Here is a 12,952-nt window from a genome sequence, read left to right on the forward strand (position 1 = left end):
CCTACCTATTTCAGTGTATAAGTTATAGTTTTTGAAGCCATCCCCTGCGGGATGATCGTTACTTTTACTGTTCCTGCTTTTGCGTTAGTCTGTATATAGGCCAGTAATTTTCCGTGATAGGCTTTCCTGACATTTGACTGGTAACTTTCATGACTGGCCAGATCGCCACTTTCCAGGCCCAGCAACTTTGCTGGGCCCTCTACCTTAACCTCGACCGGATTGTCTGCAGCATATACCAGGTTTCCGTCCTTGTCTTTCAGGGAAAGTTCAATCATCGCTACTTCCTGAACATCCCCGGCGAATCTTTCCCTGTCGAGGGTGGCAGTAATTTGTTTAGCTTCAGCAGAGGTTGTGAGTTGATAAGACACTACTTCGCGCCCGCCGGCGTAACCTTTCATTGTGAGTTCTCCCGGTTGGTAATTCAGGTTCCAGAACAGTGGCGTCCCGCTATTGCCAGCCTTCTTCCTGCCCAGCGATTTCCCGTTGAGGAAGAGCTCTGCTTCCTCCGTATTTGTAATTCCCAAAACCTTAAGCTGCTCAGCTTCCTTCCAGTTCCAGCTTGGTGCAGAATTCCATATAAAGCGGATCTCATCATCTTCATTGCTTTTTGAAACCATGAGGTAAGCCATTGGTTTTGTAGTCCAGAGTGCCTGGCGTAAATAAAAATCGTTTTTAGGGAAGCCAGCCATATCCAGCAAACCTGCGCCGCTGCTTCTCAACGGCCATCCATGGGCCTCACCTACAAAATCAAAGCCGGTCCACAGGAATTGCCCGAAGATATACTTGTTGCTGTCAACTGCCAGCCATTCCTTGCGGCCTTTGCCATTCTCACTTCCATAGATAATCCGGTCCGGATACTGCTTGTGGTCTTCTGCATACCGGTACTCCTGGTAGTTATACCCTACCAGATCCAGTAATCCGGGATAATCAGTCAGGTTAGACATCACTACGCCTGCCAGGGCCGCGGTTACCGGTCGTGTAGTATCATTGTCCTTTACTACCTTGACCAGTCTGCGGGCTATAGGCCCCATTTCACTTGCCGGCGGACTTGCAGCAGAGTATCCCCTGCCATAGATCTGTGGGTTGCGTCCTGTGTTCAATACCTCATGCGAATAAGGATCATTTGGGTAGTCGATTTCATTGCCGATGCTCCACATCACAATCGATGGATGGTTGCGGTTGCGGAGCACTACATCTTTCAGGTCGCTCTCCGCCCATTCCTTGAAATATTCATTGTAGCCATCGCGGGTGGGTTTACCTTTGTTCCAGCCCGCTACCCATTTGTTTTTTCCATATTCCCATTCGTCAAAAGCCTCGTCCATCACCAGAAATCCCATCTGATCGCAAAGCTTGTACAGGTAATCCTGATGCGGATAGTGGCTCATCCTGATCGCATTCACACCTGCAGCCTTCAGTTTACGCAGGCGCCATGCCCATACACCGGCTGGCACCGCAGCGCCTAAAGCACCGGCATCATGATGGATACACACGCCCTTCATCTTCATATTTTTCCCATTGAGGAAGAAACCTTCATTGGCGGTGTATCTGATCTCTCTTAAGCCTACCTGCTGTTGCTGCTGATCAACGGTTTTCCCGTTAAGTACCAGTGAAACTTTAAGCTGATACAATGAAGGATCATCAACCGACCACAATTCTGGCTGCAAGACAGCAAAGCTTAGCTGCGCTACACCCCTTGAAGATGCTCCCAGTTTTAACTGTTCTGAAGCACTTGCCGCTACCTTGCCCTGCTTGTCAACAAGAGAACTCTTTACCACAATGACTGCTGGTTGCGAAGAACTGTTTGTAATATCTACTGCAAGCGCAGCTGAAACTTTTTCTGTAGTCACCTGCGGTGTACTGAAAGCAATGCCCCAGGTAGGAATGTAGACCGGATTTTTTACAATCAGATATACATTCCGATAGATTCCCGAACCCGGATACCACCGCGAATCGGCAAACTTCGTATGGTCAACCTTTACCGCAAGGGTATTGGAACCCGTCTTATTCAGGTATTTGCTCAGTTCATACTGAAAAGAGACATATCCGTTTGGCCTCTTGCCCAGGTAATGCCCATTGATCCAGACCTCGCTGTTTTTGTAAACGCCATCAAAGTAGATGAATGTTTTTTCGCCTGGAGCAGCTGGTTTCAGCGTAAAGGTTTTACGGTACCAGGCAATTCCTCCGGGCAGATAGCCGGTACTGCTGGCCCATTTTTCATCAAACGGACCTTCAATACTCCAGTCGTGGGGCAGGCTGACAGCTCTCCAGTTTTGGTCGTTGTAAGCGGGGCGCTCCGCTCCTGCAGCATCTCCTTTCATAAATTTCCATCCGCTGTTAAACAGGATGTTTTGTTCGGCATCCTGCGCATCCGCCGGCGAGGGGCAAAAACAGCAGAAAAGGAATAACAGTAAATAAATATTTTTCATAGGTAGCAGTTGATTCTTTAGTATCCCGGATTTTGCTCCAGCTGATTGTTTGATGATAAAATTTCAGTACGTGGTATAGGCAGCCAGTAGTGCTTTGTTTCAAACTTACGTCCATCCAATGCAACCTTGGGTGTATACGTAAATGAACCATCAGCATTTTTGGTAATGACTACACCCATTGCAGCTTGATTTTCAGTAAGTTCTGCAATCTTCCACCTGCGTACATCATAGAAGCGGTGCTCCTCAAAAGCGAGTTCCACCTGGCGCTCATAGCGGATTGCGGTCCGCATATCTGTTTGGTTGATTCCTGCAGGAAGCGCCGGCATATTCACACCTTGTCTGGCTCTTATCATATTCACTGCCTGTACAGCAGTCATGGTTGCGCCTGCTCCTATGCCCTGCGGGCCATAAGCTTCGTTGCTGGCTTCAGCGTAATTGAGCAGCACTTCCGCATAGCGGATATAGATCCATGGCTGGAAACCCGCAAAGCCCCATGGGTTTTGCAAAGGATAGGCGTCATTCATAAATTTCTTCAGGTAATATCCTGTTTTTGTGGTATTCCAGTTGTCCTGTCCGTCTTTACTATCCAAACCACCCGGGATAAATGTTTCTATATTCCGGCCACGGTAAGCTGCACCGTTATAAAGAATCGTAGCTGCAAAGCGGGGATCACGGTTGGCATATGGTGTTGCAGCGTTGTATAAAGGATTTGTACTGTTAGCCGGCAAACCATTGGTCATCTGATATACATCTACCAGATTCTGCATAGGTGTATTTCCAGCCCAGCCCCCGTACCCATTGGGTCCGTTGGCAATTTCCAGGTGGGTATGGTTTGCATTTTTCGTAAACAGACGTTCAAAGATAGCCTCATTGGTTTCATTGATCAGGAACATATTGCCATAGCCTCCCTGATAAATTCCATAGAGGTTTAGCGCAATCACCTGCTGTGATGCTGCCGCTGCATCTGCCCAGGAGCCCGAAGCATAAAGCGGACTTGCAGCATATAACATCAAGCGTCCCCGCAGTGCCAGTGCAGCACCTCTGGTAGCGCGGCCGAGCACCCACGTACCGCTATTGCTTAGCGGAAGTTTAGTTGCGGCCGCTGCAAATTCTGCTGCAGCATAGTCGATACCTGCCTTGATGGTCTCACGTTTGTACAATGAAGGGTCCTGTAAGTTGTCCGTCAGGCCCAGTACCTTGTCGCCCACCAGCACTACACGTCCGTAATTGCGGATCAGATCCAGATAGCGGAAAGCCCTGATAAAGCGCAGTTCACCCTCAATCATATTCTTATGGCCGGCACTCATTGTAATTGTTTGCAGTACACTCAGTGCATAATTACATTCGCGGATACTGCGGTAACTCCTTGCCCAGAAGACGCCCATAGCGCCCAGGTTTTCAGGGGCCATCTGCCCGCGCTGGATCAGCCAGGTATTATCGTCGTTATTGTAAACCGATTCGTCGGTCATCGAACTCACCATACTGTACTCAAAACCGCGCCCAAAACCAGGATTACTGCCATCGGCTTCTTTATCCTGCAGCCTCGTACCGATGTATTCATTGGTTACATAAGCTTCAAACACTGCCGTGTCTGTAGTAAGTGTATTGGTTGGGATCCTATCTGTTGCGGTAGTTTCCAGATAGTCTTTCTTACATGCGTTCAGTACCATCAGACAACTGATCATCACAAAAACAGCTGATTTATAATTGTTTTTCATTTTAGTTCTCCTTAAAATTTCACGTTTGCGCCTAAATTGATTATCCGCTGCTGCGGGTAAAACTGCCCGCTTTCACTGCTGCCCTCCGGATCGTAGTCCTTCACTTTTGTGATGGTAAACAGGTTAAAAGCACTGGCAAAAACCCTTACGCCTGATACCTTGATTTTGGAAAGAAAATCTGCCTTCAGGTTATAGGCCAGCTCCACGTTTTTCAGCCGCAGAAAAGCTGCATTATTGAGCCAGAAATCATTTCTGTACTGCCCGCCGCTAATTGCGTTTGAAGCTCTTTCGGTTACACGGGGGTAGGTTCCGCTGGTATTCGTCGGGCTAAATCTGTTGTCAGCCCAGCTGCTGTAGAAGTTACCCACAGTACCTGATTCCGGCAATACGTACTGAACCACTTTTGCCTGCCCTGCAAAAAGAACTGACAGGTCAAAGTTGTGATAGGATACATTGAAATTAAAGCCATAGGTAATCTGCGGCACATTACCGTATTTGGTTCTGGTCATATCATCTGCGTTAATTGTCCCGTCGCCATTGATATCTTCATATTTCAGGTCGCCCACTTTTGCACCCGTCACATGCGGATACGCATCAAGGTCGGCTTGTGTACGGAACAGACCAATGTTATTGTACAGCAGGTAAGTACCAAGCGGCAAACCGGTCTGGCGCTGGTATCCGAGGGTACCCGCAGCTTCGTCAATAAACACAATCTTGCTTTTCGCATAGGTAATATTACCCGAGACTCCCCATCTCCATTCAGTGCCGGTGTGGTTATAGCCTAACGTACCCTCCAAACCCTTGCTGTTTACCTTACCAATATTCTCCGAAGGCACCAGCGGGTTATATGTTGAAGAGCCATCATTGTATGGATTCACAATACCTGATGAACCTGGCAGCGAGGCGTTTCTTGCGGACAGGATGCTTGAACGTTTTTGCTCAAAATAGATCGCTTCGAACGAAAAGTTTTTCAGGAAAGTAGCATTGATACCGATATCAAGCTTTTTAGCAACCTCCCAGGTGATCCCCGGATTAGCCAGTTTGGATAAAGCCACGCCCGGCTGGATTGTTGGTACGCCACCTGGCGACTGAGCCACAAAGCCATTACCTACCAGCGTATAGTTATCATAATACTGGAAACCATTTACGTTATCGTTACCGAGAGATCCATAGGACGCCCGTAGTTTCAGGTCGTCAAAAAAGTGTATGCTGTTGTTAAACCAGTCCTCCTTACTGATCCGCCACCCTGCAGAAACTGAAGGGAAAGTACCCCATTGTTTACCTGCCGCGAAGATGGAAGAGCCATCGCGGCGCAGCTGACCTTCAAAGAGATACTTCTCATCATAGCTGTAAGCCAGCCTGCTGATAATACTGCGGCGGGTATAGTTGCTGCTGTAACCTGAGTTCAGGAAATCTGTAGCAGCCGTTCCTCCCTGCGATAGTTCTGGCAGTTGCGTAGAAAGGTAGTTGAAGCGCTGTGCATCAAAGTATTCAAGATTGTTCTTGCTTTGCTCATAGCCTACAAAAGTGTTGATGTCATGCTTGCCAAATCTGCGTGCATAGTTGAGTTTGAGGTTGGATGTCAACAGTGATTCCCGGCGCTGCGATTCTATCAGTGTGGCTTTCGAGTTACTTCCGCCAACGATATTAGGATTGTAGACACCTGTAGATGCTACATAATTGTAAAGTACATAGGGTTTGTTAAAGCTCTTCCTGAATTCATTGGATTTATCGGCAGAAAAGAAGCCATCTACAGACAGACCTTCAATTCCCGGGATCTGGTAGCTACCGCGAAGGATCGCGTTCAATACCTGATTAGGGTCATTAAGTGTTCCATTCAGATCGGTAGGCAGCACAGCCGGATTGGAATTCTCGATTCCCGTGGTAGGCAAACCGTTTGGATAATATGCTGCGATGATAGGTTTAGACCGGTATAGCGAACGGAAGAGATCCGCGGCAGAGGTTATCGGATACTTACGGTCCTCTTCCCTTCCTGAGAGCGACAAGCCCACTTTCAAGCGCTTGCTGATATTGGCCTCCAGGTTGGTCCTGAAGTTATACTGGTTGTATTTGGTGGCGCCGTTTTTAAAGAGGCTGGACTGACTGATGGTTCCCAGGGACATGTAATATTTCACGTCATCCGTTCCTCCATTTACTGACAGGCTATGCTGTTGCTGTGTGGCGACACTTTTCAATACTGTTTTAGCCCAGTCCGTATTAGGGTAATTCAGCGGGTCAGAGCCATCTCTGAACTTTTGGATCTGGTCTGTAGTGTAGGATTGGTTGAGGCCGCCTGCAGGGTTGGAATCGTAGTTGATCTCATTCATGATTTGCGCGTAAGTTGCAGCATCTGCTAATTCCGGTAGCCGTGTAGGTGAGCTAAAGCCCTGGTTAAATGAATAACTGATTTGTGGCTTTCCCGACTTCCCTTTTTTGGTGGTTACCAGGATTACCCCGTTTGCTGCACGGTTACCATATATTGCTGCAGAAGCATCTTTCAGTACCGAAACGCTTTCGATATCATTTGGGTCTAAACGTTCCAGTCCGCCGATCTGTCCGGGAACCCCGTCTACCACTACCAGTACCGCATTGCTCCCGGTAGTTGCCAGTCCGCGGATCCTGATATCAGATCCGTCAGCTCCCGGCTCACCACCGCGGTTATTGATGACCACGCCCGAGAATCTTCCGGCCAGTGAATTGGAAAGGTTTGGCTGCGGGCTTTTCACGAGGTCGGCACCTTTCACCTGCGAAATGGATCCAGTAACGGTCTCCTTCTTCTGGGTACCGTAACCCACTACCACAATTTCGCTCAGTGCCTGATCGTTGCTGACCAGCGCAATGTTTAGGGTAGTACGGCCTCTCAGGGGCACTTCCTGCGTGGTGTAACCCACAGAAGTAAACTGCAGTACCGCGTTGTTATCCGGAATGCTGATCTGGAAGTTTCCCTGTCCATCGGTACTGGTGCCTGTAGTTGCATTTTTCAGGCGTACACTTACACCGGGTAAAGGCTGATTATTATTGTCTGTTACTTTTCCGCGCAGTACCTGCTGTGCATAAGCGGCGGAAGAAATGAGCAGGAAAATAAACATTCCTGTCATCGTTAGCATACTCCTTTGGAGAGCAGATTTTGTATACATGATAAAAGTTTTTAGGTGGACACATTTAGATTTTTCTGGGCCTGGGTAATAGCCAGCCGTCATGTGCACCCGGAAAGGTTTTTTTGTAGTTTTCGTTTCATACGACAATATTTGGTTTGTTGGTCTGGCATTACTGCTCCTTTTTGGAACAGTGATAAACGACACTAAAGTCGATATATTTCAGCTACAGCGTGAGGGGTAAACTCCCAAAAAAGCAGGGAGATTTGAACAAAAAACCGGCTATTTAGACTGTTTTGCGGTTAACAGTGATTTATTGACTGTATACCTGCTGCTAAATGTCTTCCTGTATTTTTTAATGTAATCTGAGGGGTTGATGTTAAAAAGTTTAAAAAACTGCTCCCTGAAATAACGGTTGTCCCTGATCCCGATCTTCAGGATCGTTTCCTGAATGGTCAGGTCTGTGTTGATAAATATCTCCGCTGCTTTTCTCAGGCGGATAAAGCGGATGAAACTGTTGGCCGACTGGCCTGAAATGGATTTGATCTTGGTGTAGAGATTGGAACGGCTCATGCCTATCTCATCGGCCAGCGTGCTGATTCCGAAGTTTGGATCAGTGATGTGTTTCTCCACGATCTCTATACATCGGTCCAGGAAGTCTTTATACTCCGCTGAGATTTTCATATTGGCCGACTTCAGGGTGATTTTGTTGTAAAAGTAGGTCTGCAGGTTGTTCCTGCTTTTCAGCAATCCTTCTACCCTGGCCACCAGCAGTTCTTTATCAAAGGGTTTACTGATGTAATCATCAGCACCGCATTCTATTCCGCGCAGCCGGATTTCTGAGGAGGTACTGGCTGTCAGCAGGATCAGCGGGATATGGTTGAGTGCCGGATCAGCTTTCACCAGGCGGCAGAGTTCGATACCGTTCAGGCTCTCCATCAGTACATCACAGATGATCACATCCGGCAGGTACCGGTTAATCATCTGTAGTCCTTCCTCCCCATTTGGTGCAGTCAGGAGTTCAAATCTGTTCCTGAAGATTTTCTCCATATAATGTCTGATATCCTCATTGTCGTCAATGATCAGCATTGTCAGTGTCTCAGCAGAAAGACCTTCGGCTATCGCATGCCTACCTGTATCAGCTATTATGGCTGAACTCAGTTCCTCATCAGCTGCCATATCTTCATCAAAACCGTTCAGCTCATCCAGGATCAGCGAACATTCCCGCTGGTCGTCATGGATCTGGTAGTCGGCAAAGTGCGATTTACCCTTCAGCAGTCTGATCTCAAAGGTAGTGCCTTCGCCCGGCATACTCTCAAAACTCACTTTACCAAAGTGGCTCTCTACGAATTTTTTGACCAGGAACAGGCCGATGCCAAATCCAGTTCTTGAGCTTTTCTGATCAGGTACTTTATAAAAACGGTCGAATACCCTGTTGCCGATCTCCGCAGGAATACCTGTTCCTGTATCAATCACACGCAGAGTTACGCCAGTATCATCTTCAGCAATATCCAGTGTTACCTTCCCTCCTTCCGGCGTATGCCGCAACGCATTGGAAATCAGGTTAAATAGCGCAATCTCTATCTTTTCGCGGTCTCCATAAATTTCGGCCTCCTCAAAACTCTCTGTAAAAACATAAGTAATGCCTTTCCGGGCAGCCAGGTAGGTAAAACACAGGAATACTTCTTCACACAGGCTGATCAGGTTAATCCCCGCAATGTTAAGCCTGTCAGCAGCCGTATCTGCTTTCCCAAAGAGCAGCAGCTGGTCTACCAGACTCAGGAGCCTTTTCGCGTTGCGGTATACGATGGTCAGGTTTTCCAGGTTTCCCGTAGTTTTCTGCTCCTCAATCATCTCCCGTACAGGGTTCACGATAAGGGTCAGCGGACTGCGGAATTCATGCGAAATATTGGTAAAGAACGAAATCCTGTTTTCGTGCAGCTCTCTTTCCTGTTGTGCTTCCAGATTTGCAATTTTGATTCTATACCGCAGCTGTGTCTGTTTCGCTTTATAATGGATGATCAGGTAAATAATCATAGCAGCTACAGCAACATATACTGTATATGCCCACCAACTCTTGTACCATGGCGGTAATATCAGGATGTCGATTGATGCATACACCTCCTGCCATACATCATCTTCGTTTGTAGTCTTTACTTTAAAAGTATACCTGCCGGGCTGCAGATAGCGGTACGTGGCCGAACGCTGTGATTTTACATAGTTCCAGTCATTGTCCAGACCTTCCATTTTATAAGCATACTGTGCGTCCCTGGGATACACAAAGTTGAGCGCTACATATTGTATGGAGAATACCGATTGGTTTGCCTGCAACGTAATCTCGCGGTACTGGCTGATATGCTTCAGGTCACCTTTGTCATTTTCTTCGCGTCCGTATAACTGCAGACCAGTGATCCTGACCTGCGGTTTGTATGTGCTGGGCTTAATTTCCTTCGGATGAAAGAGGTTCCATCCCTCTGTGCCACCAAAACACATCAGGTTTCCATCATCGGCAACAATGGCCGATCCAGCGTTGAACTGTTTACCCTGCAGACCATCACTGCTGTTAAAATTGTATATTTTATGACTGCCGAAATCTACCTTCGAAATGCCGTCATTAGTGGTTACCCATATCTTACCGGCGCTTTCTTCCAGGATTGCGTAAATTGTGTTGTCTGCCAGTCCGTCCTTCTCGCTCAGTCGCCGCACCGTCTTTTTATCGGGATAACAAACCAGTAAACCTTCTCCTTCCGATCCTATCCACAGGCGCTTCTGCTGATCCATATACAGCGCATAGATAATTTTGCCGCTCAGGTTAATTCTGTCGCTCTCGTTATGCATAAAGGGATAAATCCTATCCAGTGCTGTTACCAAATAATCCAGTCCGCCGCCGTAAGTTCCCAGCCAAAGGTTATCTCTATCATCGGTTTCAATCGCGCGCACATCATTTGATGTCATACCGCTGTTCGCGGTATTATAGCTTCTAAATGTTTTGTGCTCAGCATCCAGTTTGCTTAATCCCCCACCATTAGTCCCTATCCAGATATTGTGATGACGATCTTCACGGATCACGCGCACATCATTGCAGGGTATGGACGATGGATTTACAGCATCATGCTTAAAGCTGATAAATCCATCACTTTCCGGATTATATAAAAGTAAACCGCTGGCATAAGTGCCAAACCAGAGGTTGCCCTTTGAGTCTTTGTATGCAGATAGTATTGCATTATCAGTAAGGCTGCCTGCAGTACCGGTTGCGCGATAGTGTTTGAGCACGGTACCATCACGGCGCGTCTTGTAAATCCCATCCCCATCTGTTCCCAGCCACAGGTTTCCCTTCGCATCGCTGCACATGCCATAAAAGCGTACATCACTTTCACCACTGTTATCGCTTATCTTTTTCCGGAACAACCGGAACTTGGCTGCATTTCTGCTCACCATAAACAATCCGTCGCCATAAGTGCCCAGCCACAGGTTTTTATCGCGGTCCAGGAACAGCTCCTGTACAGATCTTGGGGTTATGTTATATCCTTTCTCATTCTCTACCTGGTCAAATACAAAATTCCCTGGCTCCGCAATTGCAAACCTATCCATATCAATATGATACAGGCCACCATCCTGCAGACCAACATACAGCTGGTGATTCTTGTCTTCAATCAGTGACAGGAAAACATTGCTGCGATGCTGAAAACGCGCTGCATTGATCTTAAAGAAACTACTTTTTCGGTAGCTGTAAAACCACAGGCCCTTAGTTGTAGCTATCCACATGTTCTTCAGATGATCCTGATAAATTCTGTTGACGCGGCTGTTGCCGGGGCCTTTGTTTTCTGTAAGTATCCTCTCAGCCACCTGCCCGTTCCGAATTCTGAATACACATAGTCCTGAGTCCATAGTACCCACCCAGAGGTTTCCGGAGGAGTCCTGCTCAATGCTCAATATATCATTGCTGGGGAGACCTTTGAGGTTTTTAGTAGTATAGTTCACAAAATGCCCCCTGGCTTTATCAAAGGCACTGAAGCCATTCGCACTGGTGGCAATCCAGAGTTTGCCCTGCTTACCTTCTGATATCCAGGTTACGTCTGCCCGCTGTGCCCCTGGTACCACAGCGTGAATACTGAATTTTTCAGTTTTCAGATCAAAACTATAGAGGCCTTTGCGGGATGAGATCCAGAAAGTCCCCTCCCGGTCTTTAAAGATTTTTTGGATATAGTTGCCGGGTATGCCGGATGAATCTTGCGGGTCTGATTTGAATGTGCGGAAGTTTATGCCATCAAAACGATTTAGTCCATTACCCGTAGCAAACCAGATAAAACCCTGGTTATCCTGCACAATGCTATTGATGATATTGAACGAAAGGCCATCTTTTTGCGTATAATGCATAGTGCGGCCCGATGGGACTTGCCCGTAAACCGAGAAACCTATCAACATTAAAAAAATGCCAAATCCCTTCATCACGCTATACCTGGTTAAAATTGCTTATGCAATATATAGCAATATTCAGAAATAAATCAATTTAGAATTAACAAAATTCCTGTGGGTTTACTTCCTCTTGTAAAGGGAATCGCATTTCCCCAAGCTTGAATATGACTTTCTCCGCACAAATTCTTTCGCTGTGATTACTACTTTTACGCTAATAATTTATCACGGCATTTATGAAGAAAATAGGATTTTTATCCTTCGGACATTGGGCTGATCATCCGGGATATCAGGCCCGCACAGCGAGTGACACCCTGCTTCAGTCAATAGATCTGGCTGTTGCTGCAGAAGAGATTGGCATAGACGGCGCGTACTACCGGGTACACCATTTTGCTGCTCAGCTGGCTTCACCTTTCCCTTTACTATCGGCTATCGGTGCCAAAACAAGTAAGATCGAAATCGGTACCGGCGTTATTGATATGCGGTACGAAAACCCATTATATATGGTAGAGGATGCCGGCTCGGCTGATTTAATTTCAGGCGGCCGCTTACAATTGGGTTTGAGCCGCGGATCACCCGAACAGGTTATTGAAGGCTGGCGAAATTTCGGCTACCATCCTGCAGAGGGAGAGACAGATGCGGACATGGGACGCCGTAAAACAATGGAGTTTCTGGATAAGCTGAGCGGTGAAGGTTTTGCCGAGCCTAACCCCTATCCGATGTTCCCTAACCCTCCGGGGTTATTGCGTTTAGAACCATATTCTGAAGGTTTGCGTGAACGGATCTGGTGGGGAGCTGCTTCAAACGCTACAGCTGTATGGGCTGCTGAAAATGGCATGCACCTACAAAGTTCTACGCTTAAATTTGATGAAAGTGGTAAACCTTTCCATGTACAGCAGGCTGAACAAATCAGGTTGTATAAAGAAGCCTGGAAGAAAGCAGGGCATGCACGCGAGCCAAGAGTTTCCGTTAGCCGTTCTATTTTTGCGCTGGTTAACGATCAGGACAGGTATTTATTTGGCCGTGAAGCCGGGCAGTCTGACAAGATTGGATATATTGAGAGCGACAAACGTGCGATCTTTGGAAGAAGTTATGCTGCAGAGCCAGATAAACTGATCAAAGAACTTGCAGAAGATGAAGCTTTACAGGAAGCAGATACAATTCTTTTAACAGTACCAAATACTTTGGGTGTTGATTACAATGTACATGTTCTATCTTCGATTTTAGAGCATGTTGCACCTGGTTTGGGCTGGAGGTAAATCATCGCTTTAGTACAAATGCAGGGGATACAGATGATCCC

5 protein-coding genes are annotated in these 12,952 nt (G+C 47.0%); 1 reads left to right on the plus strand and 4 read right to left on the minus strand.

What is annotated here, in order from left to right; translation table 11 throughout:
- Positions 1-5: 5 nt before the first annotated feature.
- The 4 genes from ABWY16_RS02680 to ABWY16_RS02695 all read right to left on the minus strand — a co-directional run bounded on the left by ABWY16_RS02680 (position 6) and on the right by ABWY16_RS02695 (position 11,616).
- Positions 6-2,426: a glycoside hydrolase family 2 TIM barrel-domain containing protein gene (locus ABWY16_RS02680; RefSeq protein WP_353903107.1), complete on the minus strand. Its 2,421-nt coding sequence runs from the start codon at positions 2,424-2,426 to the stop codon at positions 6-8.
- 17 nt (positions 2,427-2,443) lie between these two features.
- Positions 2,444-4,144 (minus strand): RagB/SusD family nutrient uptake outer membrane protein, encoded by a 1,701-nt coding sequence (locus ABWY16_RS02685; protein WP_353903108.1) that lies wholly within the window; start codon positions 4,142-4,144, stop codon positions 2,444-2,446.
- Between the two features lie 11 nt (positions 4,145-4,155).
- Positions 4,156-7,281, minus strand: coding sequence for a SusC/RagA family TonB-linked outer membrane protein (locus ABWY16_RS02690; RefSeq protein ID WP_353903109.1), 3,126 nt, complete (start codon positions 7,279-7,281; stop codon positions 4,156-4,158).
- Between the two features lie 240 nt (positions 7,282-7,521).
- Positions 7,522-11,616 carry a hybrid sensor histidine kinase/response regulator transcription factor gene (locus tag ABWY16_RS02695; protein WP_353903110.1) on the minus strand — a complete coding sequence of 1,365 codons (4,095 nt, stop codon included), beginning with the start codon at positions 11,614-11,616 and terminating at the stop codon, positions 7,522-7,524.
- 272 nt (positions 11,617-11,888) lie between these two features.
- Between ABWY16_RS02695 and ABWY16_RS02700 the strand changes: the two genes are divergently transcribed.
- Entirely contained in the window at positions 11,889-12,911 is a 1,023-nt protein-coding gene (locus ABWY16_RS02700) for an LLM class flavin-dependent oxidoreductase (protein WP_353903111.1), read from the plus strand.
- The last annotated feature ends 41 nt before the right edge of the window (positions 12,912-12,952 follow it).

This window comes from Pedobacter sp., assembly GCF_040513095.1.
GTDB lineage: Bacteria > Bacteroidota > Bacteroidia > Sphingobacteriales > Sphingobacteriaceae > Pedobacter.

Coding starts and splice junctions, on each gene's coding strand:
- ABWY16_RS02680 (WP_353903107.1), bottom strand. CDS start 2,426: ATGAAAAATATTTATTTACTGTTATTCCTTTTCTGCTGTTTTTGCCCC.
- ABWY16_RS02685 (WP_353903108.1), bottom strand. CDS start 4,144: ATGAAAAACAATTATAAATCAGCTGTTTTTGTGATGATCAGTTGTCTG.
- ABWY16_RS02690 (WP_353903109.1), bottom strand. CDS start 7,281: ATGTATACAAAATCTGCTCTCCAAAGGAGTATGCTAACGATGACAGGA.
- ABWY16_RS02695 (WP_353903110.1), bottom strand. CDS start 11,616: ATGCATTATACGCAAAAAGATGGCCTTTCGTTCAATATCATCAATAGC.
- ABWY16_RS02700 (WP_353903111.1), top strand. CDS start 11,889: ATGAAGAAAATAGGATTTTTATCCTTCGGACATTGGGCTGATCATCCG.